The following is a 14,405-nucleotide window of genomic DNA, read 5'->3' as shown; positions in this document are numbered from 1 at the left end:
TACTGTTCTTTAGACGTTAAAATTAACGTTATTCTAGATAACAACAGTATTTTAGTTCGATTATTTCCATGCAAAGTCGAGCAAATTTGAATGATCTAGTAGCTAGGAATATATCAATTACAATTGAGTTTGAAGTAACTCGATAGAATATATTCTTATCGATAAAAATATCATTGTTCCGCGCAGAAATACGCCTCACCAATTAACGTACTACTGTAAGTACCTTTACTACTAGACATACCAAACGAATTTTTGTCCGCATAAGCGTACAGACCATCGTTACTATTATCTACACTCTTTTGTAATACAACGACATTCGCTCCTAGTTTATGTGCCTCGTTTTTCAGCTGGTTTCTAGCACCAACCAGAATGTTTCTGTCACTTGTAAAATCGGCGGTAAACCAATTACCTTGCGTTCCATCGACTTCACCTAAGTACAAGCAATTTGCAGGTGCAGAATCGACAATTCTGACCGATTTAGCATCTTGGTTAATGGGCTTAGCAGAGCAACCAACCATTAAAGTAATGACTAGTAATAATGTGGAGTTTTTCATTTATTCACCAATCTAAAGATACGATTCTTATGAAGCCCGCATATTACAATCAGATTGATAGATCATAGAATCAGAGTGTGAATGACATTCACTTCATAATTCAGGGAGGAGATTAATTGGCAAAGTATTTTTAGATATTTCTACTTTGCCAATCCTTGAATGTTATTGAATTCCGAGTTCGCTTTTCAACGTCGCAATATGGTTGAGATCCATATTATGCACTTTCAACATCTGCTCGATTTGGCTAATACGTGATGTGGCAGAATCATAACGGTCACATGAATCTGACTTTGCATCCCAAGATGTGCCTTCCAGGAATAGATCACAATCCTTCTTCCAGCGTTTCAAGTTTGGAGTCAGCTGCGATTTTTCTTGTTCCAACTTAGCCACTTCAGCTTTCAGTTCTGCTTCTCGCTTAAATAGCTCTTGAGACTGTTCGAACATCGAACTTTGGATATCCGTTTTACGTTCCAGTTGAACATTCTGTTTTTTCTGCTGCGCTAGTTTCTTACCTTGAGCACTCAACTGGTTTTCGAGTTGCTGGTTATCGGCTTCAAGTTTGGAAATCTGCTCATTCAAAGCATCTACTTGTTGCTGATGTTGTTCCACTTTCTCTTCCACCACTTTGCGCAACTTTAATTGTGACTCTGACTCGGCTAAAGCAAGTTTTTCATCCAAGTTAGATTGTTGAGTTTGAGTTTTGACTAGTGCTTGCTGGTATTGGGTATCGAGCTCTTTATATCGCTGCTGCCAGTCATTTTGCGTGACTGCCGAGCCAATAAGACCACCAGTTGCTAAACCCAGCACCGCGGCGATGCCAATATACAACCTCGCACGGGTATCTTTCTGTTCGATGACGACGACATCATCATTTTCGACCGGCTGATTTTCAGGTTGTTTATCCACTCTAACCTCTTTAAAAGTTGTTCATAGGTTTATCGAATTAACTCAGATATGACCAAGGTTGCTGTATAAATAACAAACGCAGACAGCACCGTAATCACCACACCTTTCTGTACCTTCTCATTGGTTCTATATCGAAACAGTAAAAAGGCCAGAGCCACTAGAAACGCAATTGCAATCAATCGAGTCATAAACATCTCCTTTGCACTAACGGCTACATTTTAAGCAAAAGTAGTGAATTTCCAGAGAGTTAACTGTACTACTCATCACTTTAGCGTACAACTTCAATTCTAAAGTCAGAAACATGTTCAAATATACCAAATGGAACGATCTACGCCCTATTTTGGCTCAAATAAATTGTAAAATTATTCATGACATCGTTTTTTATTTACGATAGGATTGCCGTCACAGATTATCTAGTCACTAGATATTTGTTCCGTTGAAGACTGCAGGAGAGTGGTTTATTAACCTTGCATTAACATTTGGTTAGTATGACCCGCCGAAGAAGTAAATCTTTCAGGTGCTTTATTCTGAGAAATCAGAGCTTATCTTAGATAAGGATAAAGTGAGGACTGTAGTTGGAGGAACCTCTGGAGAGAACCGTTAAATCGGTCGCCGAAGGAGCAAGCTCATTTCATGTAATGAGTGAAACTCTCAGGCAAAAGGACAGAGGAGAGAATAGCACCATTGAACAACTCATATTTCTACTGTAACGAACAACCGTTTACGGTCAATACTGAGTGGTAATGAACTCAGATCATTTTCGGTCTGTGGATTACTGCCCTTCTCTCTTCTCCTTAAGTTTTGTTTTATTAAGGGGAAATCATGAACGACCTTCAATCTTTACTACAAGCTATCGACTCTTTTGTATGGGGACCACCATTACTCATTTTGCTTGTTGGTACTGGCGTATACTTCACGTTTAGACTTGGCTTACTTCAATTTAGACATCTTCCAACCGCGCTCAAGCTCGTATTCAGCAAAGACAAATCCAGTAATGGTGATGTTTCTAGCTTCGCTGCATTGTGTACCGCTTTATCAGCGACAATAGGGACTGGTAACATCGTAGGCGTTGCAACTGCAATTAAGCTAGGCGGCCCAGGTGCTTTATTCTGGATGTGGTTAGCGGCGCTGTTTGGTATGGCTACTAAGTATGCCGAATGCTTGCTCGCCGTTAAATATCGCAAAGTAGACGATAAAGGACAGATGCTTGGCGGACCTATGTACTATCTGCGCGATGGTGTCGGTTCTAAGTTCCTAGCCACGATGTTTGCTGTCTTTGCTCTTGGTGTAGCTTGTTTTGGTATTGGTACCTTTCCACAAGTCAACGCTATTCTGGATGCAAGCCACATTTCTTTCGGTATCTCTCGCGAGATCTCCGCGTCGGTTCTTACTCTTCTTGTTGCCTTTGTAACCTTAGGTGGTATCAAGTCTATTGCTAATGTGGCAGGTAAAGTCGTACCGACCATGGCGGTGTTTTATGTACTAGCCTGCTCGAGCGTTATAGTCATGAACGCCGAACAACTAGGTGCCGCAATTCAACTTGTCGTAGTATCTGCATTTACTAGCACAGCAGCAACAGGGGGCTTCGTTGGGGCCAGCATAATGCTGGCAATTCAATCCGGTATTGCTCGTGGTGTATTTTCTAACGAGAGTGGTCTAGGCAGTGCGCCAATGGCGGCGGCGGCGGCTAAAACTGATAGCTGTGTTCGCCAAGGCCTTATCTCTATGACGGGTACGTTCATCGACACAATCATTATCTGTACCATGACAGGCCTTGCATTGATTTTAACTGGTGCGTGGCAAAGTGATTTTGCTGGCGCAGCTATGACCACTCATGCTTTTGCCGTCGGTCTAAATTCGGATACTCTCGGTCCTCTACTGGTATCGATCGGACTGATATTCTTCGCGTTTACTACTATTCTTGGCTGGAATTACTATGGTGAACGTTGCGTTGTATTCCTCATGGGCACCAAGGCGGTATTACCTTATAAGATCATCTTCGTTGGTTTGGTCGCGTCTGGCGCTTTCTTGCACCTAGATATAATTTGGATTATTGCCGACATCGTGAATGGCTTAATGGCGGTGCCTAACCTAATTGGATTGGTGTTGCTCAGAAATGTCGTTATTGAAGAGACTAAACTCTACTTTGCTTCGACCTCTAAAAACAAGCGTGAGGCTGTTATTGCATAGAGTCATCAACTCTTAAATTAGAAAAGGTCTGATGTTTAATCAGACCTTTCTTTTTACATAAACATTATGTCAGCAACGCTATCTAGTGCCGCATCGGTTGCGCCGTTTAATTGAGTGGCCAATGTCGCCATAAACGCCGAACAAGCCGCTATAATTGCAATGATCATAGGAATGTCCTACCGAATGAATGAAGCCATAGATTAACGTCATCCATAAACTATGAGTTACCTTTCTACGCCAAATGCTAATCCGTTTACTAAAACGTCTTAATGGCAGTTTCTCTTACGAAACACGATCATCACAATAGCCGGAATCACAATAGTCACCGGTATCACCAATGTTTGTAACAGCAAAGATCCAATACCACTGTGCGCAAACATGGTTTCCAAACGAAAATAGCCAATTAACAACAGTAGAATAAGTACCAAAGAACAGAGGAGCTCTTTCAGACACATCTTCGAACGAGGCGGACAATAGCCATTTGCGACAGCGAACAATAGCATTCCGATGCACAGCGCTAACCAGCTTAAAAATGATGGGTATTGCCAGATATAAGCACAGGTGGCCGCAATCGCCGTTAGTATGAGCCACACTTTAACCCGCGTAAACGTGTAGTCTTCAATGACCGCAAGGCTAAAATGATGCCTAATAAAATGCCAGCCAACAAGCGCACCAATAATTGCACCGGCTAACATGTCCGACAAGAATGCACCCCCACTTATAAATTGGTAGAACGCGATGATGATAGTGACCAAAAAAGCCGCGATGGCGAACTTACTCAAATGGCGTGGCTGTATTTGACTCACCACGATACTGGAAATACAAATCCAATTCGCCATGATTAAGTCGGGAAAGCTGAACCCGCTTCGCTCGTTATAGTTAAGCGTGGGTAAATAAGCATGGGGAACAGGAAAGCTAAACCCCTGCTTTGCGACCAAAATAAATAACGAGGTCGCCGTCACAGCAAACATAAGTTGTGCGGTAAAGTAGCGCCCCCATAGCCAAATGAACAGTGGCAGGAATGAAAGAAGTAGTAACGGCTGCAACACGATGTAAAGTACATTACCACCTAAGACAACTAACTCTTGTAGTTGCTTCGGCGCTGCAACAAGCGCTTCTTGTGTACTAGATAACCAAGACAATTCGAGTTGATGAACTTTTGGCGCAGAACTGATTAGGTTGTCGATATAACTGATAGGCTGATTCGGGATCGCAGCAAACATAGATTCTACCATCGGCCACTGACTAGGATATCGATACTCTGTCGATGATACCGATTTTGGGCTCAGTAGGTTGGCACTACGTACCTCCACACCAAAATGGGGTGCAAAATAAATAGGAAGTTCTACCCCTCGACCATAATTCGTCTCACTGTAAGCAATAATGTCAGACTCGACCTTACACTCATAGAACACTGCACGTTTAGTTCGGCCTAACTCTTGACCAACGACAACCACCAATCCTGCCTCTTCCCATGTTTCACGTTGGGCAGTGAGTCGTGGATCTTCGTTATTATCAATCGTTCCTCCCGGCAAAGATAGCTTTCCCGTTACGATTTCATCGACCAGCAGAATGCGATCGTCAGCACGAACCAAACACAATGCTCCTCTTATTGTAGGAGCTAATGGTGGATCATTATGCACAAAAGGTTCTCGGAGATTATCCGACAGCTCATTGAACGAGGTGTTTGGCACCTTAGACGTTACGTTCGGCGACATGTCCGAAGCAGCAAAGCTCTGATGTATTGTTAGTAGCGCAAGTAATAGCGTAAAAGCAATATGGCTCAAAAGTTGAGTCACAGACATACCTAATTAGATTTTTTTTCTAAGACAATGTATATGAGGGATAAATCCCTCTTTGTTATATAAGTTCAGAGCGGCGTGATTAAAGTCCCAGACCTCAACCATAATCTGACTAGCCCCTAACTCAATTAAACGACGTTCACTTTCTTTCAGTAATTTTTGAGCAAACCCATGATGCCGATAGTCAGGTTTTATAAACAGCTCATCGATATTTCCTATTAAACAAGGCTTACTAATCGGTGACAGTAGTTCACAAAACTGCGCCGTCACAAAACCGACGATCTGAGGGGCGCGCTTGTCGCCATCAATGGTTAGAACAAGTACCAAGCAGTCAGGTGAATCTAGGTAACGTGCAATGCTCTTTTCTTCCTGCACCTCTGATGCGGGTTTGAAGTCTTCGGGGACAGCTTGGTGATGATACTCATGCAACTCATACATAAGATCATTTAGCGTTTCCAAATCTTGGGTATTAGCAGAGCGAATTCTATAGGCTAAATCAGTCATAGACGCGTGGTAAATGTTGCAAAAAGAGAAAGTCGTTTACAAATGTGCGCCTAGTGTGAGGGTTTTGTCAGGCATGTGCAAATAAAAAAACATAATGAAAGATGATGTAGGAGTCTCGTGGGTGAATATCACACTCTCAGGTGACTATACTTATCCAAAACGATAAGGAGCATGATATGTCACGTACACTGATTTGCACTTTGTTCGGCCTACTATTATGGGCGCCCTATTCTTTGGCGTCTTTGCCGATGAAATGTACGTTAACGGCTACTACCGACCATTTTTGGTTCTATCAAGAACAGTTAGTATTTCAAAGTGAGCAGTTCGTAATTTTTCAGAATTTTAAAGGAAGAGTTGTCACACAGGTCGACCTAAAGACCGGAAAGTTCAGCCGTACTACCTATATCGGCGAACCTTTTACTCCTAAGTATCAAATGTTGTTTGGTAACTGCGAGGAACCGAACCATGTTCTTAAAATGTGGCAGATGAGTTCGGTTCCTTATGACAATTAAATCAGTCTGTATGCAACGCTCGTTCAATTTCTGAAAGGCTGCTTGGGTCATCAATCGTCGAAGGGACAGTGTAGGTTTCACCGTCGGCTATTTGGCGTATAACTCGACGTAGAATCTTACCAGAGCGAGTTTTGGGTAATCGTTCTACTACTAGTGCGTGTTTGAAACATGCAACAGCACCGATTTCCTGACGAACTTTACCGACCAATTCATGTTCCAGTTCCCCACTATCAACTTTGACACCATCTTTTAATACCACTAAGCCCAATGGCAACTGACCTTTGAGGTCATCATGCACACCAACAACTGCGCACTCTGCAATCGCTGGATGTCCACCAACAATTTCTTCCATCTCACCAGTAGATAAGCGGTGTCCTGCTACGTTTATGACATCATCCACTCGTCCCATAATGAATAAGTAGCCATCCTCATCCAGATAACCGCCATCTCCAGAGACATAATAACCTTCAAACTGACTTAAATAGCCCGATTCAAATCGGTCATGATTGCGCCACACGGTAGTAAGGCAACTTGGTGGCAATGGACGTTTAAGTGAGACAAAGCCTTGTTGATTAGCGCCAACTGGCTCACCGATTTCATTGAGAATCTCAACGGTAAAACCCGGACTTGGTTTCGTTGATGAGCCCGCTTTGACACCCATTACCTCTATACCTAACGGGTTAGAAGAGATAGCCCAACCCGTTTCCGTTTGCCACCAATGGTCGATCACTGGCTTTTTGGTATGTGTTTCTACCCACTCTAACGTCGGTGGGTCGAGACGCTCCCCCGCCATAAAAATGCTCTTTAACCCGCTGATATCATACTTAGACAACTCCAAGCCATCAGGGTCTTCCTTCTTGATTGCTCGAAACGCTGTAGGTGCAGAGAACAGCACTTGAACATTATATTCTTCACACACACGCCAAAATGCACCTGGGTCGGGCGTTCTTACTGGTTTACCTTCAAAAAGAATTGAAGTGCAACCGTGAATAAGCGGTGCATAAACAATGTAAGAATGCCCTACTACCCAACCTACATCCGACGCGGCCCAATATACGCCATCAGTTGGCATGTTGTAGACTGCAGACATTGAGTACTTCATAGCGACGGCGTGCCCACCATTATCGCGCACCACACCTTTTGGTTTCCCAGTCGTTCCTGACGTATACAAAATATATAGAGGGTCAGTGGCAAGCACAGGTACACATTCATGGGGCAACGCGGATTCATATTCTGTTTGCCAGTCCAAATCACGTTCTTGATTCAGCTCTGCCTCACATTGCGGACGTTGCAGTACAAATACATTGTTCGGCTTCCAACGACTATCCATGATCGCCTTGTCAACCAATGGCTTGTAAGGTAAAACCTTATTGATTTCTATACCGCAAGACGCGGTCATAATGACTTTAGGTTCAGCATCCTCAATTCTGACAGCCAGTTCGTTTGGTGCAAAGCCGCCGAATACTACTGAATGAATCGCCCCCAAACGTGCACAAGCCAACATTGCCATTGCCGCTTCCGGGATCATTGGCATATAGATAACAACACGATCGCCTTTAACCACTCCTTGTTTAGCAAGCATTCCCGCGATTTTTGCAACCTTATCTCGAAGCTCAAAATAGCTATACTTTTGCTTTGTACCTGTGACAGGTGAGTCGTAAATGAGAGCGGTTTTCTCCCCTCGCCCATTTTCGCAGTGATAATCAAGTGCTAACCAAGCAGTATTCATAACACCGTCAGGAAACCAACGCTCGATGCCGTTTTCATCTTTCTCAAGTATGGTTTTTGGCGCTTCAAACCAGTCAATGGCTCTTGCTTGATGTTCCCAAAAAGACTCTGGTTGCTTCTCAGCCCACTGATATTCTTGTTGATATGCAGACATAATGCGTCCTCCAATATGTCTATTTCATAGTATCCGATGGCACACGAACCCAACCTTCCATAAGGATTCGAGCACTTCGACTCATTATTGCTTTATTTACTGTCCAGCCATTCGATGACTGTGAAGCAACCGCCCCCACCTTCAATGTTCCAGAAGGGTGCCCAAACGTCACAGATTCTCGGTTGCCTCCGCCAGCAGCCAAATTTACGACGGTACCGTCTACGCTTGCAGCGCAGGCGATGGCAACGGCCGCAGTGCCCATCATCGCATGGTGTAATTTCCCCATCGACAAAGCACGAGCTAAGAGATCAACGCTGTTGGCCTCAATGGGCTTACCACTCGATGAAACGTAGTCTTTTGCAGACGACACAAAAGCCACTTTCGGAGTGTGCTGCCTAGTCGCGGCTTGATCAACCGAATCAATCAAGCCCATTTTTACCGCACCATGCGCTCGGATTATTTCAAACTTTTCAAGCCAAGCCTCATCACTGTTAATGTCATCTTGAAGTTCAGCACCTGATAAACCTAGTTCCTTGGCATCGATAAAAATTGTTGGGATACCCGCACTGATCATGGTCGCATTAAAGACACCTACATTTGGCACTTCTAGATCATCAATCAAGTTGCCCGTCGGGAACATCGAGCCATTGCTGTCACTAGGGTCAACAAACTCAACCGCGATCTCGGCAGCCGGAAATGTCACTCCGTCGAGCTCAAAATCACCCAACTCTTGCACTTCGCCGTCGACAATAGGAACGTTAGCGATAATGGTTTTTTGAATGTTTGCCTGCCAGATTCGAATTTTCGCGATACCGTTTTCGGGTATCCGCTCTTTATCAACCAACCCACTATGAATAGCGAAAGGTCCCACCGCAGCCGATAAGTTGCCGCAATTACCACTCCAATCGACAAAGGCCTTGTCGATTGAAACTTGCCCAAATAAATAGTCAATATCGTGATCATCACGGGTGCTTTTTGACACTATCACCGTTTTACTGGTGCTCGACGTCGCGCCTCCCATGCCATCAATCTGTTTTGCATAAGGATCTGGACTTCCTATTACGCGCATCAGTAACTTGTCTCGTGCTGCTCCTGGTTGCTGAGCTTCAAGAGGGAGATCCAACAAGCTGAAAAAGACCCCCTTACTAGTACCGCCACGCAGATAAGTCGCAGGAATTTTAATTTGTTTAATCATTCCTTTCCCCTTACTGTGCTAAGAAGTCTTGAGCAAATCGCTGTAACACGCCACCAGCTGAGTAGACTTTAACTTCATCTTCAGTATCCAAGCGGCAAGTCACTGGCACATCGAGTTTTTCCCCGTTGGTTCGGGTAATCACTAAAGCAAGATCACAACCCGCTTTGATATCGCCTACGACGTCGTACTGTTCCGTGCCATCAAGCGCTAACGTATTGCGGTTGGTACCTTTTTTGAACTCAAGAGGTAGAACTCCCATCCCCACTAAATTGGTGCGGTGAATTCGTTCAAAACCCTCTGCCGCAATAGCTTCAACCCCGGCTAGGCGCACACCTTTTGCAGCCCAATCTCGCGAAGAACCTTGCCCATAATCAGCACCCGCTACAATGATTAACGGCTGTTTACGCGCCATATAGGTCTCAATGGCTTCCCACATTCTTGTGACTTTACCTTCCGGCTCAATACGAGCGAGAGAACCCTGAACGACCTGTTCACCCTCTTTAACCATCTCGTTGAACAATTTTGGATTCGCAAATGTCGCTCTTTGCGCGGTCAAGTGGTCACCACGATGGGTTGCATACGAGTTGTAGTCTTCTTCTGGCACGCCCATGCTTGTCAGATATTCGCCGGCAGCACTAGTGGCTAGAATCGCGTTCGATGGCGACAAGTGATCAGTGGTAATGTTGTCGCCTAATACTGCTAAGGGTCGCATTCCTCGCAATGTGCGTTTACCTGTCAACGCCCCTTCCCAGTATGGCGGTCTACGAATATAAGTACTGCGTTCACGCCAGTCATAGAGTGGGCTTTTCGCTCTCTCGGTCTCATCCAGCTTGAACATTTGAATATACACTTGGTTAAATTGCTCAGGTTTCACATGTTGGCTAACTACAGCATCGATCTCTTCGTCACTTGGCCAAATATCGTTGAGATAGATGGGGTTACCGGAAGCATCAAGACCAAGAGCATCGCGCTCAATATCAAAGCGAATGGTACCTGCTATCGCGTACGCAACAACCAATGGCGGTGAGGCGAGAAACGCTTGTTTAGCGTAGGGGTGAATTCGCCCATCAAAGTTCCGGTTACCCGACAATACAGCAGTGGTGTAGAGATCGTTTTCAATGATCTCTTGCTGAATTTGTGGATCCAGCGCACCACTCATACCATTACACGTGGTACAAGCGTAGGCGACGATGCCAAACCCCAACGTTTCGAGTTCTGGTAACAATCCCGCTTCTTCTAGATACAGTTTGGCGACCTTGGAACCCGGTGCGAATGATGATTTCACCCACGGTTTGCGGAGTAGTCCTAACTCATTGGCTTTTTTTGCGATCAACCCTGCCGCCACAACATTTCTTGGATTACTGGTATTTGTACAGGAGGTAATAGCCGCAATGATAACAGCACCATCTGGCATCTTATCTTGCGTCTGCTCCCAAGGTGCAGCAATACCCTGCTGGTTTAACTCAGCAGTTGGTAATCGGCGATGTGGGTTGGAGGGACCTGCTAAGGTTCTTTCAACTTTAGATAGGTCAAATTCAAGTACTCGTTCATATTGTGCACTTTCTAAAGCATTTGCCCAAAGCCCTGTTTGCTTAGCATAGTTTTCTACCAATTTAACTTGTTCATCATCGCGACCAGTAAGCTTCAGATAGTTAATAGTCTGCTCGTCAATGTAGAACATGCCAGCTGACGCGCCGTATTCTGGCGTCATATTTGAAATGGTGGCACGATCACCGATAGTCAGATGCTTAGTACCGTCACCAAAGAATTCCAAATAACTCGATACTACACGTTGAGCACGCAAGAACTCAGTTAACGCCAACACAATATCAGTGGCGGTAATACCGGGTTGACGCTGTCCAACAAGACGAACCCCGACAATATCTGGTAAGCGCATCATGGATGGTCGACCTAACATCACCGTTTCCGCCTCTAAACCGCCAACGCCAATGGCAATAACACCAAGTGCATCAACGTGAGGCGTATGGCTATCTGTGCCGACGCAGGTATCGGGAAATGCCACGCCTTGCTTAGTTTGAACGACTGGCGACAACTTCTCTAAGTTGATTTGGTGCATAATTCCGTTACCGGCTGGTACTACACTAACGTTCTCAAAGGCAGTTTTACACCACTCGATAAAGTGGAATCGGTCTTCATTTCGACGCTCTTCTACGGCTCGATTCTTTTCAAACGCATCAGCCTCAAAGCCGGCATGCTCAACCGCCAATGAATGGTCAACAATCAGCTGAGTTTCAACAACAGGGTTGACGCTGGCCGGATCGCCGCCTTGATTAGCTATCGCGTCTCTCAATCCAGCTAAGTCCACCAAAGCAGTCTGCCCAAGAATGTCATGACAGACAACGCGGGCTGGATACCAAGGGAAGTCTTTATCTCGACGGCGATAAATAAGCTGAGACAAACACACCTCTAGCTCTGACGGTTCGCAACGACGTACTAAATTCTCTGCCAAAACTCGAGACGTGTATGGCAAGTGCTGGTAGGCTCCTGGCTCTATGTCATCAACCGCAGCTTTGGCATCGTAATAGTCCAACTGCGAATTGGGGAGAGCTTTGCGATATTGGTAATTTATAGTTTGATTAGACATGCTCACATCCTTTCTAAACGCTCTTTTTTCTCTGCTTAGTTTTCACAGTTAGTCACGTTCGTTGATTTCCACCCACTCTCTTGCTTCTGGGCCTTCATAGTCCGCGCTTGGTCTAATAATTCGGTTATTTGCGCGCTGCTCATAAACGTGAGCAGCCCAACCTGTAAGTCGACTCATGACGAAAATAGGCGTGAACAGTTTGGTAGGAATATCCATAAAGTGGTAAGCCGACGCATGGAAAAAGTCAGCGTTACAGAACAAACCTTTTTCGCGTTTCATTACCGCTTCTACCCTTACCGAAACATCGTAAAGATAGGTATCGCCAACTTGTGTAGATAGCTCTTCTGACCAACGCTTAATGAGTGCATTACGCGGATCGCTCTCGCGATAAATAGCATGTCCAAAACCCATGATTTTATCTTTGTTGGCTAGCATCTGCATGATATTGGTTTCTGCTTCGTCCGCGCTGCGCCAATCTTGAATCATATCCATGGCGGCTTCGTTTGCTCCGCCGTGCAATGGACCACGTAAAGTGCCTATAGCTGCCGTGATGCAGGAATGAATATCGGACAAGGTTGAGGCGCAAACACGAGCTGCAAAGGTCGAGGCATTAAATTCATGCTCGGCATAAAGAATTAACGAACAATGCATCACTTTTTTGTGAAGCTCAGATGGCGACTTATCAGTCAGCATTTTCAGGAAATAGCCCCCAATACAATCCTCTGACTGGTCCTTGGTATCAATACGCACGCCATCATGACTGTAGCGATACCAGTAACAGATAATCGCAGGAAATAGCGCAAGCATTCTCTCTGTCGCCGCTTCTTGTTGTGAGAAGTCTAGTTCTTGCTCTAAATTACCTAGCATCGAGCAACCCGTTCTCATCACATCCATCGGGTGAGCATCGGCGGGAATCAACTCCAGTGCCTTTTTCAAAGATTCAGGCAGGCCACGTAAGCCCACAAGAATGGTTTTATATTCATCGAGCTCTGTTTGATTAGGTAAATGGCCACGCAATAGTAAGTGCGCGACTTCTTCAAATTGTGCATTGTTGGCAAGATCGGTGATGTCGTAACCTCGGTAAGTGAGACCAGTCCCGGACTTACCTACTGTACATAACGCTGTCGTACCTGCACTTTGGCCTCGTAGACCTGCTCCACCTATGGCTGAATTAGGCATTTTGAACTCCTTTTCCCGCTTTTGTCCCTTTTGGGATCTCTTAACGCGGCATCATGTTATTGGATAAAGTTAGTAAATGGTTTTCTTGAGCTTCCGTTGTATTCCTAGGATTTGCTTTCGGTAAATAGTTGATCCAGTTTATCTTCGTAGCTGTGATAATTGAGATGTGCATAGAGCTCTGCACGAGTTTGCATTTGCTCGGTAAGCGCTTCTTGATTGCCAACACTTAGCAAATGCTGGTAGACATTCTCTGCTGCCTTGTTCATCGCTCTAAATGCAGATAGCGGGTAAAGGACCATATCGACGCCGACTTTTGCCAACTCGTCACAACCAAATAACGGGGTTTGCCCAAACTCGGTAATATTGGCAAGAATCGGAACATCTTTACCTGTAGCCTGATTCAAAGCCGTTTTGAATTGCTGATAGTGTTCAAGCGAGGTCATCGCCTCGGGGAATATCATGTCAGCACCCGCGTGAACACACGCAATCGCGCGTTCAATAGCCTTATCCATCCCTTCAACCGCCAGTGCATCGGTACGGGCCATAATGACAAAGCTAGCGTCAGTTTTGGCGTCTACCGCAGCTTTGACTCTATCTACCATTTCTTGCTGACTAACAATGGCTTTATTAGGGCGATGGCCACAACGCTTTTGAGCCACCTGATCTTCAATATGCACCGCTGCAGCCCCTGCTTTTTCCATCGCCTTAATCGTACGAGCAATGTTAAAAGCGCCGCCGAAGCCAGTATCAATGTCCACCAGCAAAGGCAAGTCACACGCATTTGTAATGCGCTCTACATCAACCAAGACGTCATTTAAGGTAGTAATACCTAGGTCAGGAAGTCCATACGATGCGTTAGCAATGCCACCACCCGACAAGTAAATAGCTTGATGACCAACGTTTTTTGCCATCATGGCGCAGTAAGGATTTACCGTACCAACGACTTGAAGTGGGTTACCGTTAGTGACGGCGTCACGGAATAGTTGTCCCGGGGATACTGACATGATTGTCTCCTTGTTACTTTCCCTTATGTAACGCAGTGCCGGACATCTTTACTGCGTCATCTATAAATTGAA

General features: G+C 45.0%; 12 protein-coding genes and 1 riboswitch. Of the genes, 2 read left to right on the top strand and 10 right to left on the bottom strand.

Annotated features, from left to right (window positions below):
* Positions 1-170: 170 nt before the first annotated feature.
* The 3 genes from OH456_RS25260 to OH456_RS25250 all read right to left on the bottom strand — a co-directional run bounded on the left by OH456_RS25260 (position 171) and on the right by OH456_RS25250 (position 1,648).
* Positions 171-554, bottom strand: coding sequence for a DUF4156 domain-containing protein (locus OH456_RS25260; protein WP_038222565.1), 384 nt, complete (start codon positions 552-554; stop codon positions 171-173).
* A 162-nt stretch (positions 555-716) separates the two neighbouring features.
* On the bottom strand, positions 717-1,460 hold the full coding sequence (locus OH456_RS25255; RefSeq protein WP_006072447.1) for a hypothetical protein: 744 nt from the start codon (positions 1,458-1,460) through the stop codon (positions 717-719).
* A gap of 29 nt (positions 1,461-1,489) precedes the next feature.
* Positions 1,490-1,648: a hypothetical protein gene (locus OH456_RS25250; protein ID WP_006072438.1), complete on the bottom strand. Its 159-nt coding sequence runs from the start codon at positions 1,646-1,648 to the stop codon at positions 1,490-1,492.
* 389 nt (positions 1,649-2,037) lie between these two features.
* Positions 2,038-2,137: riboswitch (glycine riboswitch) on the top strand.
* Between the two features lie 145 nt (positions 2,138-2,282).
* On the opposite strand from OH456_RS25250, the gene OH456_RS25245 reads away from it, so the two are divergent.
* The gene (locus OH456_RS25245) at positions 2,283-3,650 is read left to right on the top strand and encodes an alanine/glycine:cation symporter family protein (protein ID WP_270034432.1); all 1,368 of its coding nucleotides are present in this window, start codon (positions 2,283-2,285) and stop codon (positions 3,648-3,650) included.
* A 266-nt stretch (positions 3,651-3,916) separates the two neighbouring features.
* Here the strand turns inward: OH456_RS25245 and OH456_RS25240 are convergent, their stop codons facing one another.
* Positions 3,917-5,449 carry a bifunctional NUDIX hydrolase/phosphatase PAP2 family protein gene (locus tag OH456_RS25240; protein WP_270034431.1) on the bottom strand — a complete coding sequence of 511 codons (1,533 nt, stop codon included), beginning with the start codon at positions 5,447-5,449 and terminating at the stop codon, positions 3,917-3,919.
* A 12-nt stretch (positions 5,450-5,461) separates the two neighbouring features.
* Complete coding sequence (locus OH456_RS25235) at positions 5,462-5,956, bottom strand: GNAT family N-acetyltransferase (RefSeq protein WP_270034430.1); 495 nt, start codon at positions 5,954-5,956, stop codon at positions 5,462-5,464.
* 176 nt (positions 5,957-6,132) lie between these two features.
* Between OH456_RS25235 and OH456_RS25230 the strand changes: the two genes are divergently transcribed.
* A complete protein-coding gene (locus tag OH456_RS25230) occupies positions 6,133-6,468 on the top strand; it encodes a hypothetical protein (RefSeq protein WP_006072426.1) in 336 nt (111 codons plus the stop codon).
* A 1-nt stretch (position 6,469) separates the two neighbouring features.
* Here OH456_RS25230 and OH456_RS25225 read toward each other — a convergent pair whose 3' ends face one another.
* The 5 genes from OH456_RS25225 to prpB all read right to left on the bottom strand — a co-directional run bounded on the left by OH456_RS25225 (position 6,470) and on the right by prpB (position 14,333).
* Positions 6,470-8,350, bottom strand: a complete 1,881-nt coding sequence (locus tag OH456_RS25225; RefSeq protein ID WP_124941134.1) for a propionyl-CoA synthetase — start codon at positions 8,348-8,350, stop codon at positions 6,470-6,472.
* Positions 8,351-8,369: 19 nt separating this feature from the next.
* Positions 8,370-9,545 (bottom strand): 2-methylaconitate cis-trans isomerase PrpF, encoded by a 1,176-nt coding sequence (prpF, locus tag OH456_RS25220; protein ID WP_270034429.1) that lies wholly within the window; start codon positions 9,543-9,545, stop codon positions 8,370-8,372.
* 10 nt (positions 9,546-9,555) lie between these two features.
* Entirely contained in the window at positions 9,556-12,150 is a 2,595-nt protein-coding gene (gene acnD, locus OH456_RS25215) for a Fe/S-dependent 2-methylisocitrate dehydratase AcnD (RefSeq protein WP_270034427.1), read from the bottom strand.
* Between the two features lie 48 nt (positions 12,151-12,198).
* Positions 12,199-13,329: a bifunctional 2-methylcitrate synthase/citrate synthase gene (prpC, locus tag OH456_RS25210; RefSeq protein WP_006072421.1), complete on the bottom strand. Its 1,131-nt coding sequence runs from the start codon at positions 13,327-13,329 to the stop codon at positions 12,199-12,201.
* A 104-nt stretch (positions 13,330-13,433) separates the two neighbouring features.
* Positions 13,434-14,333, bottom strand: coding sequence for a methylisocitrate lyase (gene prpB, locus OH456_RS25205; RefSeq protein WP_062460608.1), 900 nt, complete (start codon positions 14,331-14,333; stop codon positions 13,434-13,436).
* Between the last annotated feature and the right edge of the window lie 72 nt (positions 14,334-14,405).

It is taken from the genome of Vibrio sp. La 4.2.2 (genome assembly GCF_027586995.1).
GTDB classification, from domain to species: Bacteria; Pseudomonadota; Gammaproteobacteria; order Enterobacterales; family Vibrionaceae; genus Vibrio; species Vibrio mediterranei.
Note: the sequence above shows the minus strand (reverse complement) of the source record. Positions and strands in the feature narration are given on the sequence as shown.

Bases quoted from the DNA above. Each gene is read 5' to 3' on its own strand.
- OH456_RS25260 (WP_038222565.1), bottom strand. From the start codon at position 554: ATGAAAAACTCCACATTATTACTAGTCATTACTTTAATGGTTGGTTGC.
- OH456_RS25250 (WP_006072438.1), bottom strand. From the start codon at position 1,648: ATGACTCGATTGATTGCAATTGCGTTTCTAGTGGCTCTGGCCTTTTTA.
- OH456_RS25245 (WP_270034432.1), top strand. From the start codon at position 2,283: ATGAACGACCTTCAATCTTTACTACAAGCTATCGACTCTTTTGTATGG.
- OH456_RS25235 (WP_270034430.1), bottom strand. From the start codon at position 5,956: ATGACTGATTTAGCCTATAGAATTCGCTCTGCTAATACCCAAGATTTG.
- OH456_RS25230 (WP_006072426.1), top strand. From the start codon at position 6,133: ATGTCACGTACACTGATTTGCACTTTGTTCGGCCTACTATTATGGGCG.
- OH456_RS25225 (WP_124941134.1), bottom strand. From the start codon at position 8,350: ATGTCTGCATATCAACAAGAATATCAGTGGGCTGAGAAGCAACCAGAG.
- prpF (WP_270034429.1), bottom strand. From the start codon at position 9,545: ATGATTAAACAAATTAAAATTCCTGCGACTTATCTGCGTGGCGGTACT.
- acnD (WP_270034427.1), bottom strand. From the start codon at position 12,150: ATGTCTAATCAAACTATAAATTACCAATATCGCAAAGCTCTCCCCAAT.
- prpC (WP_006072421.1), bottom strand. From the start codon at position 13,329: ATGCCTAATTCAGCCATAGGTGGAGCAGGTCTACGAGGCCAAAGTGCA.
- prpB (WP_062460608.1), bottom strand. From the start codon at position 14,333: ATGTCAGTATCCCCGGGACAACTATTCCGTGACGCCGTCACTAACGGT.